The 13,838-nt window shown below is 33.1% G+C and carries 19 protein-coding genes; 10 read left to right on the top strand and 9 right to left on the bottom strand.

The genetic code is table 11. The features are described from left to right. From B3J44_RS00080 to B3J44_RS00095, 4 genes are all read left to right on the top strand, one after another. Positions 1 to 780, top strand: a 780-nt coding sequence (locus B3J44_RS00080; RefSeq protein WP_286964727.1) for an ABC transporter ATP-binding protein, incomplete at its 5' end; no start/stop codon positions are given. Positions 781 to 848: 68 nt separating this feature from the next. Continuing rightward, complete coding sequence (locus B3J44_RS00085) at positions 849 to 1,217, top strand: PUR family DNA/RNA-binding protein (RefSeq protein WP_095931384.1); 369 nt, start codon at positions 849 to 851, stop codon at positions 1,215 to 1,217. Positions 1,218 to 1,381: 164 nt separating this feature from the next. Continuing rightward, entirely contained in the window at positions 1,382 to 2,206 is an 825-nt protein-coding gene (locus B3J44_RS00090) for an alpha/beta hydrolase (RefSeq protein ID WP_286964729.1), read from the top strand. A gap of 23 nt (positions 2,207 to 2,229) precedes the next feature. Continuing rightward, positions 2,230 to 2,778 (top strand): RBBP9/YdeN family alpha/beta hydrolase, encoded by a 549-nt coding sequence (locus tag B3J44_RS00095; protein WP_286964731.1) that lies wholly within the window; start codon positions 2,230 to 2,232, stop codon positions 2,776 to 2,778. Positions 2,779 to 2,928: 150 nt separating this feature from the next. Here the strand turns inward: B3J44_RS00095 and B3J44_RS00100 are convergent, their stop codons facing one another. Further along, positions 2,929 to 3,264, bottom strand: a complete 336-nt coding sequence (locus B3J44_RS00100) for a tRNA-binding protein (RefSeq protein ID WP_278022415.1) — start codon at positions 3,262 to 3,264, stop codon at positions 2,929 to 2,931. A gap of 130 nt (positions 3,265 to 3,394) precedes the next feature. On the opposite strand from B3J44_RS00100, the gene B3J44_RS00105 reads away from it, so the two are divergent. The 3 genes from B3J44_RS00105 to B3J44_RS00115 all read left to right on the top strand — a co-directional run bounded on the left by B3J44_RS00105 (position 3,395) and on the right by B3J44_RS00115 (position 5,735). Further along, a complete protein-coding gene (locus B3J44_RS00105; protein WP_198856840.1) occupies positions 3,395 to 4,288 on the top strand; it encodes an alpha/beta fold hydrolase in 894 nt (297 codons plus the stop codon). A gap of 127 nt (positions 4,289 to 4,415) precedes the next feature. Then, complete coding sequence (locus B3J44_RS00110; protein WP_198856839.1) at positions 4,416 to 4,970, top strand: thioredoxin family protein; 555 nt, start codon at positions 4,416 to 4,418, stop codon at positions 4,968 to 4,970. Between the two features lie 372 nt (positions 4,971 to 5,342). Further along, positions 5,343 to 5,735, top strand: a complete 393-nt coding sequence (locus B3J44_RS00115; RefSeq protein ID WP_278022418.1) for a GreA/GreB family elongation factor — start codon at positions 5,343 to 5,345, stop codon at positions 5,733 to 5,735. Positions 5,736 to 5,827: 92 nt separating this feature from the next. On the opposite strand, the gene B3J44_RS00120 is transcribed toward B3J44_RS00115, so the two are convergent. The 8 genes from B3J44_RS00120 to B3J44_RS00155 all read right to left on the bottom strand — a co-directional run bounded on the left by B3J44_RS00120 (position 5,828) and on the right by B3J44_RS00155 (position 11,698). Next, positions 5,828 to 6,124, bottom strand: a complete 297-nt coding sequence (locus B3J44_RS00120; RefSeq protein WP_198856837.1) for a c-type cytochrome — start codon at positions 6,122 to 6,124, stop codon at positions 5,828 to 5,830. A gap of 92 nt (positions 6,125 to 6,216) precedes the next feature. Continuing rightward, complete coding sequence (locus B3J44_RS00125) at positions 6,217 to 7,149, bottom strand: peptidylprolyl isomerase (RefSeq protein ID WP_198856836.1); 933 nt, start codon at positions 7,147 to 7,149, stop codon at positions 6,217 to 6,219. A gap of 42 nt (positions 7,150 to 7,191) precedes the next feature. After that, complete coding sequence (locus tag B3J44_RS00130; RefSeq protein WP_286964734.1) at positions 7,192 to 8,346, bottom strand: MFS transporter; 1,155 nt, start codon at positions 8,344 to 8,346, stop codon at positions 7,192 to 7,194. 214 nt (positions 8,347 to 8,560) lie between these two features. Further along, positions 8,561 to 8,908: a cupin domain-containing protein gene (locus tag B3J44_RS00135; protein WP_198857226.1), complete on the bottom strand. Its 348-nt coding sequence runs from the start codon at positions 8,906 to 8,908 to the stop codon at positions 8,561 to 8,563. Between the two features lie 10 nt (positions 8,909 to 8,918). Then, on the bottom strand, positions 8,919 to 9,824 hold the full coding sequence (locus B3J44_RS00140; protein WP_286964735.1) for a Zn-dependent protease: 906 nt from the start codon (positions 9,822 to 9,824) through the stop codon (positions 8,919 to 8,921). Positions 9,825 to 9,836: 12 nt separating this feature from the next. Beyond that, on the bottom strand, positions 9,837 to 10,709 hold the full coding sequence (locus B3J44_RS00145) for a sugar phosphate isomerase/epimerase family protein (RefSeq protein WP_286964737.1): 873 nt from the start codon (positions 10,707 to 10,709) through the stop codon (positions 9,837 to 9,839). Positions 10,710 to 10,740: 31 nt separating this feature from the next. Continuing rightward, positions 10,741 to 11,277, bottom strand: a complete 537-nt coding sequence (locus B3J44_RS00150) for an NADPH-dependent FMN reductase (protein ID WP_286964739.1) — start codon at positions 11,275 to 11,277, stop codon at positions 10,741 to 10,743. A 70-nt stretch (positions 11,278 to 11,347) separates the two neighbouring features. Then, positions 11,348 to 11,698 (bottom strand): hypothetical protein, encoded by a 351-nt coding sequence (locus B3J44_RS00155; RefSeq protein WP_286964742.1) that lies wholly within the window; start codon positions 11,696 to 11,698, stop codon positions 11,348 to 11,350. A 181-nt stretch (positions 11,699 to 11,879) separates the two neighbouring features. Here B3J44_RS00155 and trmD point away from each other — a divergent pair, with 181 nt between their 5' ends. From trmD to B3J44_RS00170, 3 genes are all read left to right on the top strand, one after another. After that, complete coding sequence (trmD, locus tag B3J44_RS00160; RefSeq protein WP_198856831.1) at positions 11,880 to 12,560, top strand: tRNA (guanosine(37)-N1)-methyltransferase TrmD; 681 nt, start codon at positions 11,880 to 11,882, stop codon at positions 12,558 to 12,560. A gap of 216 nt (positions 12,561 to 12,776) precedes the next feature. Further along, positions 12,777 to 13,127: a 50S ribosomal protein L19 gene (rplS, locus tag B3J44_RS00165; RefSeq protein ID WP_144214894.1), complete on the top strand. Its 351-nt coding sequence runs from the start codon at positions 12,777 to 12,779 to the stop codon at positions 13,125 to 13,127. A gap of 280 nt (positions 13,128 to 13,407) precedes the next feature. Continuing rightward, a partial coding sequence (locus B3J44_RS00170; RefSeq protein WP_286964749.1) for an NADP-dependent isocitrate dehydrogenase occupies positions 13,408 to 13,838 on the top strand: 431 nt, incomplete at its 3' end.

Below are 13,838 nucleotides of genomic sequence, written 5' to 3' on the forward strand. Positions count from 1 at the left end.
GAAATTAAAAACAATAACGAAAAACCATCTGATATCCAAGGAAATATTACTTTCAATAATGTTTCTTTCACCTATCAAGACACCAATATTGAAGCATTGAAAAATGTTTCATTTACAGTAAAAAAAGGAGAGACTTTAGCCATTTTAGGAAAAACGGGTTCTGGAAAATCAACCATCCTTTCTTTGATTTCAAGACTTTATGACACTACAGAAGGCGAGATCAAAATTGATGAAAACGAAATCAGTACTTTAAACTTAAATGATCTTCGAAATAATATAGGAATTGTTCCTCAAGATGCTTTCTTGTTTTCGGATACTATTAAAAACAATATCAAATTCGGAAATCAAAATGCAACCGATGAAGAGGTAATTAAAGCTGCTAAAAATGCTGTTGTTCACGACAATATTATTGCATTTAACAAACAGTACGACACCATTTTAGGAGAAAGAGGAATCACACTTTCGGGCGGACAAAAACAACGTGTTTCTATTGCAAGAGCCATTATCAAAAATCCTGCAATCTTACTTTTTGACGATTGTTTATCTGCGGTTGATACTGAAACAGAAGAGTTGATTTTGAATAATTTATTTGAGATTTCTAAAGACAAAACAACCATAATTGTAAGTCATCGAGTATCATCTGCCAAGAATGCAGATAAAATTATTATACTCGAAGACGGTAAGATAATTCAACAAGGCTCTCATAATCAATTAATAAATCAGGAAGGTTATTATGCATCGTTATATTTAAAACAACTTTCGGAAAAAGAATTACTTTAATTGTTGCGTAATAGATAATTTTTTATGATTTTTGAGTACTATTAATTCCAAAAATGATAGAACGTATTATGAGAGAAAATGACATGTTAGAAAAAGAAGAGATTTTTTCTAAAGTATTACGAGCAGGAAGAAGAACTTATTTCTTTGATGTGAGAGCTACCAAAGCTGATGATTATTACATTACTATTACCGAAAGCAAAAAGTTTACTGAGGAAGATGGTTCTTTTCACTTCAAAAAACACAAAATTTACTTATACAAAGAAGATTTTAGTGCTTTCGCCGAAATATTAGAGGAAATGACTTCTTATGTTTTGAACCACAAAGGCGAAGAAGTAATTTCTGAAAGACATCAAAAAGATTTTAAGAAAGAATACAGTTCTGAAAAAACTGAAAGCCAAAGATCTAGCTTCACAGATATCGATTTTGACGATATTTAATCAAAATCATCTATATAAAGTAGGAGTCCAATTTGTTCTGCATTTTGGACTTTTTTTATATATTTATATTTGAGATGTGAATTATAAAATGTGAGACGTACGATTCAAGCATCTTAAACTTCTAACTTTTTCACAAATTACACTTTACTATTAACTCACAAAAAATGAAAAAACTAATTCTTCTTTTAAGTTTCGTTTTCTTTGGAATTTCCATTTCCGCACAGAATATAGAATATGAAACGAAAAATAACATTCAATATTATAACGCTGCTACAAATAAATCGGATAAATATATCAACGAAAGATGTGTTTTAGATATTTATTACCCAAAAAACAAAACCGGTTTTGCTACAATTGTATGGTTTCATGGTGGCGGATTAACTGGCGGAAATAAAGAAATCCCGGAAGCTTTAAAAAATAAAGGCTTTGCTATTATTGGTGTAAACTACAGATTATCGCCAAAAGCAAAAGCTGAAAAAGCTATTGAAGATGCAGCTACGGCAGTATCTTGGGCTTTTAATAATATTTCAAATTACGGAGGAGATAAATCTCAAATTTTTGTTTCAGGGCATTCTGCTGGTGGATATTTAGCTTTAATGATTGGTCTTAATAAAAAATACCTTCAAAAAGAAAATATTGATGCAAATCAAATTGCTGGATTAATTCCTTTTAGCGGACAATGTATTACGCATTTCGAAATTAGAAGAGAAAACGGAATTCCAGAAAAACAGCCAACAATTGACGAATTTGCTCCTTTATATCACGTTCGCGCCGATGCTCCACCATTATTATTAATTACTGGAGATCGCGAACTTGAAATGTTGGGACGTTATGAAGAAAACGCTTACATGGCTAGAATGATGAAATTGGTTGGCCACACACAAACTAAATTATATGAATTAGACGGTTATGGTCACGGAATGACAGAACCTGGTTTCCCTCTTTTAGTAAATGAAGTAAACCGAATTTTAAAAGAACGCAAAAAATAATCACTAAATAAAATTCCACGGCAATGGAGACACAACTATTAATCATACCAGGACTTGGAGATTCTGGAGAAAAACACTGGCAAACTTTTTGGCATAAAAAATTTGAAAATTCCATTCGAATTGTACAAGACAATTGGGACGAACCTATTCTAGAAGAATGGCTTGAAAGACTAAACGAAAACATTTTAAAACTTAACCAGCCAACTATTTTAGTAGCACATAGTTTAGCAGTTTCATTGGTTTTGCATTGGGCAGAAAAACACAATAATCCAAATATTATTGGTGCATTTTTGGTTGCTCCAGCAGATGTAGATTCACCAGAACACACACCAGAATGTACTAGAAACTTTTCACCTATTCCGCTTTATAAATTACCTTTTCCGTCTGTAGTCGTTGCTAGCGAAAATGATCCTTACGCTTCTTTTGAAAGAAAAAAACTCTTCGCTGAAAAATGGGGAAGCGATTTTGTAAACATCGGACACCAAGGACACATCAATTCTGATTCTGATTTAAAATATTGGGAAGAAGGACAGGAGATACTACAGAAGTTAATTAAAAAGACAAACCTTTAATTTAACCGCAAAGAGCGCAAAGATCTACGCAAAGAACGCAAGCTTTATGCGAAGTTTTTATCAATTAAAGTTCGCAAAGCTTTGCGCTATTAACTTTGCGAACCTTGCGTAAGCCTTTGCGGTCTTTGCGGTTAAAACTAAGGATAAAAACTATCCAATACGTAGTCCATTAGGAATCTTAAAATCAGGAGCTAATAAAATTACATCTCCCTCCTCGCCTACAGCACCAAGCACTAAACATTCACTCATAAATTTTCCGATTTGTTTTCTTGGAAAATTTACAACCGCAACAATTTGACGATTTACTAAATCTTCTTTCTGATATCTTTTAGTAATTTGTGCAGATGACTTTCTAATTCCTATTTCAGAGCCAAAATCTATTGTTAGCTGAAAAGCTGGTTTTCTGGCTTCAGGAAAATCATTTACTTCTATAATAGTTCCAACACGCATGTCGGTTCTTTCAAATTCATTCCAAGTTAAATCCATTTTAATTTCTTTTAATTACAAACCTATAAATTTTGTAATTAATGAGCCTAATTCTATAACCCATTTCTTTTTCTTTAAATCTAATTTTACGAGAAGAAAAAATGAAAATACTCACGTAAAAAGATATAACATGGAACATACTGAACCAAATGCATGCATGTCAATCAAAGATTTTGAATCTAATTTAAAACAGGTTCATACTGATAAATATATAGAAACTGCACAAAACGTAAGGCTGTACGTTAAGGATTATGGTCAAGGAAAACCTGTTATCCTGATTCACGGCTGGCCTCTTTCTAATGAAATGTGGGAATACCAAATAGACCATTTAGTACAAAATAATTATCGTGTTATTGCATATGATCGTCGCGGATTCGGAAAATCTTCTCAGCCTTGGGACGGTTACGATTACGACACTTTAACAGATGATCTTAAGGAAATTATCGAACAATTAGAGTTAGAAAATGTAACGCTTGTTGGTTTCTCAATGGGCGGTGGCGAAGTAGTTCGTTATTTTAGCCGTCATGGCGGAAAAGGCGTAACCAAAGCTGCTTTGATTTCTTCAATTATTCCTTTTCTTCTAAAAACTCATGATAATCCTGACGGTCATCCAAAAGAAAAAAGCGATAATACGGCAATGGCAATCAAAGAAGATCGAATCGGATTTATTGATAATTTTGGAAAAACGTTTTTTGGCGTTAATATTATCAACAAACCTTTAAGTACACCTTTACTAGAATATTACAGAAATTTATGTTCTGTAGCTTCTCCAAGAGCTACTTTAAAATGTGCTGAATCTTTCTCTTATACTGATTTTAGAGATGAAATAGATTTCATTAAAGTTCCAACTTTAATTATTCACGGAGACGACGATAAAATCGTACCAATTGATCTTACTTCAAGAAAAGCGGCAAAATCTATAGCAAACAATACTTATATCGAATATGAAGGTGCACCACACGGACTTTTTTATACGGATAGAGAAAAGCTAAATGAAGATTTATTGGATTTTTTGAATTCATAAAAACTTAAAAAAGTATCCAAAGAAGCAAGCTATTGCAGCTAACTGCTTTCTATGGATATTTTTTATTCTTGTGCTCTTTTATTTACAGAATTTTAAAGCTATTTTTGAAATTCAAATTTCAAATAAAATGGCACGAACAGAATCAACAATGCTTCCATTAGGAACAATTGCTCCTGATTTTTATTTAAAAGACACCAATTCTAATGATACTTTTTCTTTTAAAGACTTAAAAGGTTCAAAAGGAACTTTGGTGATGTTTATCTGCAACCATTGTCCGTTTGTGCATCATGTTATCAAAGAAGTGGTAATGATTGCTAACGATTACCGCGTGCAGGGACTTGGAGTAATCGCTATTTCGAGTAATGATGCTGTAAAATATCCGCAAGATGGCCCAGAATTAATGGCTGACTTTGCAATGGAAAACAAAATTGATTTTCCTTATCTGTACGATGAGAGCCAAGAAACAGCAAAAGCATATCAGGCGGCTTGCACTCCAGACTTTTATTTATTTGACAATCAAGACAAATTATTCTATCGCGGACAATTGGACGATTCAAGACCTGGCAACGGAATTCCTCTTAGCGGAAGCGATCTTAGAGGTGCCATAGATGCCTTAATTTATAACCGAAGTTTGAAAGAACCACAGAAACCAAGTCTTGGTTGTGGCATAAAATGGAAGTAAATACGCACTAAATCCAAAAAGATTACGTATCTTTGCTGTTCAATTTAACATCCTTATGGGAAATACAACACTACTTACAGCCTCTATAAAGTCGTTTTGCATTGCAAAACCGCTTCCTGCTGTAATTATTTCGCATAATAAGGCCTTTATTTTTTAGGCCTCCGTCTACTTCACTTTTTCTTCTTTTTGACGGAGGATTTTTATCAGATTTTTAATTCGTTTTTTTATTTGAAAGAGCATTGCTCTATCAGATGATTTTTCGTTTTTCTATCAATTTAAAAATTCAGTTCAAGAATTGAAAAGTATACAACTACTATAATTTTTAAAATAACAATGAATAAATAATTTTTAATAATATAAATGAATACGATTATGAAACCAATACCAACATTTAGCTCTTCAGATTATAAATTACTGAGAGAATTAATTTTACAAAACAAGAATAATACTAATGCCAAAGAAGCAGGACAGCTTTCTCAAGAACTGGATCGTGCTGTAGTTAGCAAAGGAGATCTTGACGAATCTGTTATTCGTATAAATTCGACAGTAACAATTGAAGACGTCAAGGCAAAAAAACAAATGAAAATTCAAATTGTACTTCCATCTGCAGCAGATTTAAAGCAATCAAAAATTTCTATTCTAGCACCTTTAAGTGTTGCTATAATTGGTTTTAAAGAAAATGACGAAGTTGACTGGGAACTTCCTGCAGGAATAAAAACATTAAAAGTAGTTTCAGTAGACAATTCAAACGTACTACATTCTTAACTTTATAAACACCTCATTCTGTGACGGTGTTTTTTTTGTACCTCATCCAAATAAAAAAAGCATCCCAATTTCTTGAAATGCTTTTTATCTTTTTATAGCTGAGAATCGATATAATTCGTAATCGAAGCCATCTGAGTATCATCTAACTTCGCTTTCTTACCCATTTTTACCAAAATCGGTGTCCATTCTTCTTTTGTAAACTTTTTCGGTTCAAACAATTTATGGCATTTTGCACAATTATTTTCATACAAACTTTTACCTGCTTCTAATTCAGGTGTTAAAGCTACCGCTTTTGTGGTTTCGTTAGCTGATGCTACTGGAGCTGCTTTCTTACTTCCGCAAGAAACCATAAATAATGCAAGTCCTGCAAGGATTAATATATTTTTCATTGGCTTTGTTTTTTTAGTAAATATAAAAAAATCCCATATGCAGTGACATATGGGATTTCTATTTATAACAATACTAAATTGCTAATGAAGTCTTATTTTACGTCCATTAATTCAACGTCGAAAATTAAAGTAGCGTTTGGCGGAATAACTCCTCCAGCTCCAGATGGTCCGTAAGCTAAATCAGATGGAATTACAAAGCGAGCTTTGTCTCCAACTTGCAATAAAGCGATACCTTCGTCCCATCCTTCAATAACTTGTCCAATTCCTAATTTGAATTCGATTGGTTTTTTACGTGGGTAAGAAGAATCAAAAACTTTTCCGTTTTCTAAAGAACCTTCGTAGTGAACAGAAACTGTTTTTCCTGCTTCAGCTCTTTTTCCTTCACCTTTTTGAATCATTTTATAACGTAAACCACTTTCAGTTTTATCAAAACCAGCAGCTAATTGTTCCATTTTTGCTTCAGATTCTGCTTTTAAAGCCGCTTCTCTTTTTAGACGAGCACCTTTTAAACCAATAAAAGCTTCAATAGCATTCCATTTTTGAGCTTCATCACCAACTCTGATAATTTCTACAGACTCTAAATTATCACCTTGAGCAACAGCATCAACGATATCTTGTCCTTCAACAACATATCCAAAAACACTATGTTTTCCGTCTAACCAAGGAGTTGGAACGTGAGTAATAAAAAATTGAGAACCATTACTTCCAGGACCAGAGTTTGCCATAGATAAAACTCCTGGACGATCGTGTTTTAAAGTTGGGTGAAATTCATCATCAAATTTATAACCTGGATCTCCAGTTCCAGTTCCTTTTGGACAACCACCTTGAATCATGAAATCTGCAATTACTCTGTGAAAAGTTAATCCATCATAGAATTTTTGTCCTTGAGGTTTCACTTTATTTTCCATATTTCCTTCTGCAAGCGCAACAAAGTTACCTACAGTTCCTGGTGTCAAATCGTGTGTCAATTTTACTAAAATTGAACCTTTGCTAGTATTGAATTTAGCGTATATTCCGTTTTCCATGTTATTTTTTTTAATTTGAACGCAAATTTACAAATTAATTTCTTAATCAATTTGTGCTTTCGCTTTTTTAGATTTTGATTTATAAGTAAGTCCGTAAATCGTTAATGATATTAAAGATAGAGCCATACAACCGATAGTTACAGAAGGCCATCCGCCCAATTTCCATAACAATAAACCATACGCAGATCCGGCAGCTGTCCCTAGAAAAGTAAGCGACATAAATACCGTATTTAATCTGTTTCTAGCTTCTGGCAATAACGAATATACTCGCGTTTGATTTGAAATGTGAACGCCTTGAATTCCAATATCAATAAATACAATTCCGATTGCAATTCCGATTACACTTTCAATCGCAAAATAAAAAGTTAAAAAACTGATTAAAATCAATAAACAGCCATAACCAACTGCAATTCTCGAGTTTCCTTTATCTCCCAGTTTTCCAACCAAAGGCGCTGCTAAAGCCCCAGAAGCCCCAACAATTCCGAACAAACCGATTGTCGCGCTATTGAAATGAAATGGTTCTCCCGAAAGCAATAAAACCATTGTAGTCCAGAAAGCTCCAAATTGAGCAAAACAAAAAACATTGATTGCTGTTGCCTCACGTAAAACAGGTTGTGTTTTTATGAGTGTAAATAAAGATTTGATCAATTGACCATAAGTTCCTTGAAACTGTGGTTTGTTCTGCGGAAATTTACTTTGAATCACAAAAAAGATCAAAAGACAAATTCCTGCTGCGATATAAAACATTGATCTCCAACCTAAAACTTGGCCAATAAACCCGCTTAATGTTCGCGAAAGCAAAATCCCGACTAAAAGTCCGCTCATAATAGTTCCTACAACCTTTCCTCGTTCTTCAGGCGCGCTCAAAGAAGCGGCTAAAGGAAGAATAAGCTGTGGTACGATGGATGTGATTCCGATTAACAGGGAAGCAATTTGTAAAATAAGAAAACTTTTTGCTGTTGCTGCAATTAACAAAGCAATTACAGTAGCAAAAGTGGTCATTAAAATTTGCTTTTTTCGTTCTAATTTATCGCCAAGCGGCACCATAAAAAACAGTCCGATTGCGTAACCTGCTTGAGTTAGATAGGTTATTGTTCCGGCGCTGGCTTCAGGAATTTTAAATTCGTTGGCAATTAAAACAATCAAAGGCTGGCAGTAATAAAGATTTGCAACTATAAGACCAGTGCAAACTGCCATAAACAGTACATTAGTTTTTGATAAATTCATGCTGCAAAAATACCATCAATATTTAACCTAAACCTATATTTTAAGTTATTTTTATAATAAAATCTGCGTAAATCTGTGTCTTCGCGATAGCGAATCCGTTTAATCTGTAACTGTTTCTAGAACGCAGATAACACAGATTTGCTATCGCAAAAAAACAAATATCAACTGATTTTCCTTATTGAATTTACTTCAAAAAGTCTTCTCTTGCAGGACCAAAAACGTCAGTTAGCATTCCTGTTTCCAAACAAACAACTCCATGAATTGCGTGCGGCGGAATATAAAAACTATCGCCTTCTTTTAATGTTTCTGTTACGCCATTTATTGTAACATCAAATTTCCCGCTCGCTACATATGTAACCTGAGTATGATAATGCTCATGCAAGATGCCTATTCCTCCTTTTTCAAAATGCACATTTACAAGCATCACTCTTTCGTCAAAAGCTAAAATTTTACGTTTGATGCCTTCTCCAACTACTTCCCACTCGATCTCGTCGCCTTTTATAAATTCTTTGCTTGTTCCTAAACTCATAATCTTTTTATTTTTATTGAATGTTTTTAAGGTCTTTTTCCATTAACTCAAAACCACTGGTTAATTTGTTGTCCTTAAAGTATTTTTCTAGTTCTTTTAACCTTTTTACGTTATCGTATTTAAATCCTGAATTTAATTTTCTTTGACAAAGAGAACATAATCTAATAAAATGTCTATCTGTTTCAACCATACTATTTGTTCCGTTCATAACGCAATTCCCTTCAATGCAATGATGCAAACCAAACATATGTCCTATTTCGTGTGAACAAATCTTCAATAATCGATCTAAACTCAAAGTGAAATCCGCTTCTTTTTGCATTCTGTACATCGAACTTACCGCAATTTTATCTCTATATGATGCTAATCCAAAAACATAATTCCATTCTGGTTTTGGATACAGATCCTTTTCTGTTATTGCCATTAATGCAACTCCTTTATCTGGTTTTTCTTTTTTCAGAACATCGGTTAAAATATATCCCGCTAAAAATTGTTCCTGTCCTACATCGCCAGTTCTTCTAGCATTGTTCGGAATAATATCATTAGAAACATCTTTTAAAACTTTGGTTTCTAACTGAAAAAATATCTGCAAATATTGACGAACTAATTCGATTTGTTTCTTCTGCAACGAATTAAACTTTCCTATTGGTTGCAAATAAATAATGTTTTCTTCTTTCGTTGGAATAACATGTTTTGTTCTGATAAACTGCTCAAAAGTCTGCCCTTTTTCATTGCGAGAATAAAGCCAATCTCCAAAAACAGGCTTACTAAGTTTAACATCATTAGTTTTGATGGCTACAAAATATGGATCTCGTTTTAAATTAAGCTCTTGCTTTGGCTCTAGATTTGAATTTGATTTCTCTTTCTTATTTGATTCACAAGAACAAAGAATTGCCAACAATAACAAAAGAATTCTCCTCATAAACGGAATGTACTAGATTAAATTTTTCGAAATAAAATCACAGCTCGATTTAATCGAATCAAAAGAATTGGCAGCAAAATTATTTTCTTGTTCTACAAAAAAATGAATCATTCCTGATTGTTTTGCTGCTGCAAATAATGGTTTAAAATCTATTGTTCCAGAACCTACTTCGGTATTTAAATCATTATTATTTTTATCCTTATCTTTTATATGCCACATTTTAAATCGGCCAGGATTTTCTTTGAACAGTTGCAAAGGATCGTTTCCAGAATGAACAACCCAGTACAAATCAAGTTCAAAAAAGACTAAATCTTTGTCTGTTTCTTTTAATAAAATTTCAAAACCTGTAACACCATCGTGCTTTTGGAATTCAAAATCATGATTATGATACGCTAGTTTTAAACCAGCTTTTTTGCACATTATTGCTGCTTCATTTATACGAGCTACAATCTTTTTATAATCTTCGATATTTCTTCTAAAAGGTTCATCAACCCAAGGAACAGTTAGAAAATCGCTTTTTAGAATTTTTGCTGCTTCAATTGCCGCAATTAATTCTGTAGTGTTTCCATCATATAAAAAGCTACCTAAATTATAATGTCCGCTAACTGCTTTCAATCCGTTAGCATCCAAAATCTTTTTCAATTCTTTTGGCGTTAATCCCCAAAACTGATCTTTAACAGAAAAGCCATATGTCTCGACTGTTGTATAACCAGCCTTAGCTACTTTTTCTAAAGTTCCTTTTACGTCTTTCGGAAGTTCTTCGCGAAGCGTGTATAACTGTAAACCGATTTCTTTTTTATTCATAGAAAATGCAAATGATGGTGAAGCCAAAACTGCTGTAGTGGCAAGACCTGTGGTTACGATAAAATTTCTTCTGCTAATCATTTTATAATATAAAATTCAGAAAGTAAATATATTATAAAAATTGATTCTTAAAGTTTTTTGCAAAATTTTGAAGTGCATTTGCTGTCTGTTCTGATACAATTTCTCCTTCAGCATTAACTTTTCCGCGAACTCCCTGAATAAGAAGCTGCGTGTTATCATTAAATTTTGCTTCTAATGTTTTCATTACCAGCAAAAGCTGTTCATGCCCCATTTCTCCAGAAGCAGAAGCGGTAATCAGACCTGTATTTTTGTTTGAAAAAATAGTGGTAGAAACACACCATTCTAAGGCGTTTTTTAAACTTCCTGGAAGACTAAACACATATTCGGGCGTACAAATAATAACACCATCAACATTTGTTATTTTACTTCTAAAAACACTAATTTCTTTCGGAGGATTTTCTCTATCTAAATCAGGATTAAAATGAGGAAGGTTTTCTAGATCTTCAAAAATTTCTACTTCAAAATCTGGTTGCAAACAGTTTGAAACGTATTTCAGAATTTTGAAATTACTGGAGTTACTTCTTGTACTTCCAGATATAGCAAGGATTTTTATTTTGGGTGAAGTCATTAAATGAACAATTCGTATTTATAAATTAAATTTAAAAATACGAATTGTTTAAAAACATATAAGAAAAAATTTACTTAGAAGTCAATAAACCTAGTCCTTCCATTTTTATCGAATCAATTGCTTGTGGCGGATAATTTTGTTTTTCTTGTCGCGTTGATGTGACTTTACCATCTTTGCTTATATATACGTAATTATAATGCCAATAATGCGATCCTGCCAATCGCGTTCCTTTTTTAGAAAAAACCTGATCTGCATAAACAAAAATTTCTCCATCTTGTTTATTATCTAGTATCATTACTGGACTGCCCAAAGCTTTTAGCACTTTCGACTTGGCTTCTCCTACGGCAACGGCTGTCGAATTGGCACTTGCGCAGGATATAAAAAATGCAAATACTACAGAAACTAATAGTGTTTTTTTCATAATTAAGTGTTTGGATTTTAAGTTTCGCTTGGTTGGTATACCTTGATAATAAAGCGCGTAATGATAATTAAAGTTAGCCTATTAAAATTTACACCATTCAAAAAGTGTGTTATATAATTATTACTAAAAGACTCAAGGGCATTATTTGTATCTTTGCCAGCAAGAAAATTATCGAATAAAGATGCGAATTGACATTATTACTCTTTTACCTGAATTACTAAGAAGCCCATTTGAGGCTTCAATTATGAAACGCGCCATTGATAAAGGCTTGGTTGAAGTGCACTTTCACAACCTACGTGATTATAGCACCAACAGACAAAAAAGCGTAGATGATTATCCTTTTGGAGGAGGTGCAGGAATGGTAATGACAATTCAGCCAATCGATGATTGTATCACACATTTAAAAAGCCAACGTGAATACGACGAAGTAATTTACATGTCCCCAGATGGGGAAACTTTAGATCAGAAAATGGCAAATAAAATGTCTATGTACGAAAACATTATCATTTTATGCGGGCATTATAAAGGCGTTGATCAAAGAGTTCGAGATCATTTTATTACAAAAGAAATTTCAATTGGCGATTACGTTTTATCTGGAGGAGAATTGGGCGCAATAGTTTTATCAGACGCTTTAATCCGATTAATTCCAGGTGTTTTGAGTGACGAAACTTCAGCATTAACAGATAGTTTTCAGGACAATTTATTATCAGGTCCAATTTATACAAGACCGGCAGATTACAAAGGATGGAAAGTACCTGAGGTTTTAACCAGCGGGCATGCTGCCAAAATAGATAAATGGCGAGAAGATATGGCATACGAACATACTAAAAATAGACGTCCAGATTTATTGGAAGGAAACTAGAATTTAGTTTCAAGTTTAAGGTTATTTTTGTTTCAAGTTAAAACTCTCGATAGCAACAACTTGAAACCTGAAACTTGAAACAAAACAAACTAAAAATAATTTACAATTTATAATTCATAATTTATAATTATTTTTTACATTTGCACCCGAATTTGACCAACCTCTGGCGAGATCCGTGAATGTTGTTCTAATATAAAAACCATAATTTAAATTATCATGGCAGATTTATTAAAATTCGTTCAAGACGAATTCGTTGCTAAAAAAGATTTCCCAGATTTCGGAGCTGGAGACACAATCACTGTTTTCTACGAAATTAAAGAGGGTGAAAAAACAAGAACTCAGTTCTTTAAAGGAGTTGTGATTCAAAGAAGAGGTTCTGGTAACACAGAAACTTTTACTATCCGTAAAATGTCTGGATCTGTTGGTGTTGAGCGTATCTTCCCAGTAAACTTGCCAGCTTTACAAAAAATCGAAGTGAACAAGAAAGGTGCTGTACGTAGAGCTAGAATTTTCTACTTCAGACAACTTACTGGTAAAAAAGCTAAGATTAAAGATAAAAGAAGATAATCATTTATCAAAATGTTATAAAAAACTCGTTTCATATTGCTTGAAACGAGTTTTTTTTATGTTCTATTTTCATCACTAACAAAACCGTAATTTTTTAATACCAAAATCATCGATTTAGCAATATAACGAGCTCGAAATAACAATCTGTTAATTTCGTCTTTTCTCATCAAAACTCAACCGTTTTCGTTGTGATTTTATTATATTTGCTCCGCTCATTTTGAGCCGAATATATCTTTTACATCGTTAACTCCTGACGATACGATTATAAAAAAAAAAGAAAATGAATAAATCAAAAATTTTTTACACCTTAACTGATGAGGCGCCTCTATTGGCAACTTACTCTTTGTTACCAATTGTTCAAGCTTTTACAGCAACAGCTGGAATTGAAATCGAAACCAGAGATATTTCGCTGGCAGGAAGAATTTTATCAAATTTCCCAGAATCTTTGACTGATGCTCAAAAAACTGGAGATGCATTGGCAGAATTAGGTCAATTAGCAACTCAGCCAGAAGCTAACATCATTAAATTACCAAACATTTCTGCATCTGTACCGCAATTAAAAGCGGCTATTGCTGAATTACAATCGCACGGATACAACGTACCAAATTTCCCAGAAGATCCACAAAACGATGCTGAAAAGGAAATTAAAGCAAAATATGCTAAAGTTTTAGGTTCTGCTGTAAACCCAGTTTTACGTGAAGGAAACTCTGA

The organism is Flavobacterium sp. UBA4854 (assembly GCF_002399805.1).
Taxonomy (GTDB): Bacteria; Bacteroidota; Bacteroidia; order Flavobacteriales; family Flavobacteriaceae; genus Flavobacterium; species Flavobacterium ginsengisoli.

Bases quoted from the DNA above. Each gene is read 5' to 3' on its own strand.
- B3J44_RS00110 (WP_198856839.1), top strand. From the start codon at position 4,416: ATGGCACGAACAGAATCAACAATGCTTCCATTAGGAACAATTGCTCCT.
- B3J44_RS00095 (WP_286964731.1), top strand. From the start codon at position 2,230: ATGGAGACACAACTATTAATCATACCAGGACTTGGAGATTCTGGAGAA.
- B3J44_RS00115 (WP_278022418.1), top strand. From the start codon at position 5,343: ATGAAACCAATACCAACATTTAGCTCTTCAGATTATAAATTACTGAGA.
- B3J44_RS00145 (WP_286964737.1), bottom strand. From the start codon at position 10,709: ATGATTAGCAGAAGAAATTTTATCGTAACCACAGGTCTTGCCACTACA.
- B3J44_RS00100 (WP_278022415.1), bottom strand. From the start codon at position 3,264: ATGGATTTAACTTGGAATGAATTTGAAAGAACCGACATGCGTGTTGGA.
- B3J44_RS00150 (WP_286964739.1), bottom strand. From the start codon at position 11,277: ATGACTTCACCCAAAATAAAAATCCTTGCTATATCTGGAAGTACAAGA.
- B3J44_RS00105 (WP_198856840.1), top strand. From the start codon at position 3,395: ATGGAACATACTGAACCAAATGCATGCATGTCAATCAAAGATTTTGAA.
- B3J44_RS00125 (WP_198856836.1), bottom strand. From the start codon at position 7,149: ATGGAAAACGGAATATACGCTAAATTCAATACTAGCAAAGGTTCAATT.
- trmD (WP_198856831.1), top strand. From the start codon at position 11,880: ATGCGAATTGACATTATTACTCTTTTACCTGAATTACTAAGAAGCCCA.
- B3J44_RS00090 (WP_286964729.1), top strand. From the start codon at position 1,382: ATGAAAAAACTAATTCTTCTTTTAAGTTTCGTTTTCTTTGGAATTTCC.
- B3J44_RS00155 (WP_286964742.1), bottom strand. From the start codon at position 11,698: ATGAAAAAAACACTATTAGTTTCTGTAGTATTTGCATTTTTTATATCC.
- B3J44_RS00120 (WP_198856837.1), bottom strand. From the start codon at position 6,124: ATGAAAAATATATTAATCCTTGCAGGACTTGCATTATTTATGGTTTCT.
- B3J44_RS00130 (WP_286964734.1), bottom strand. From the start codon at position 8,346: ATGGCAGTTTGCACTGGTCTTATAGTTGCAAATCTTTATTACTGCCAG.
- B3J44_RS00140 (WP_286964735.1), bottom strand. From the start codon at position 9,824: ATGAGGAGAATTCTTTTGTTATTGTTGGCAATTCTTTGTTCTTGTGAA.
- B3J44_RS00085 (WP_095931384.1), top strand. From the start codon at position 849: ATGAGAGAAAATGACATGTTAGAAAAAGAAGAGATTTTTTCTAAAGTA.
- rplS (WP_144214894.1), top strand. From the start codon at position 12,777: ATGGCAGATTTATTAAAATTCGTTCAAGACGAATTCGTTGCTAAAAAA.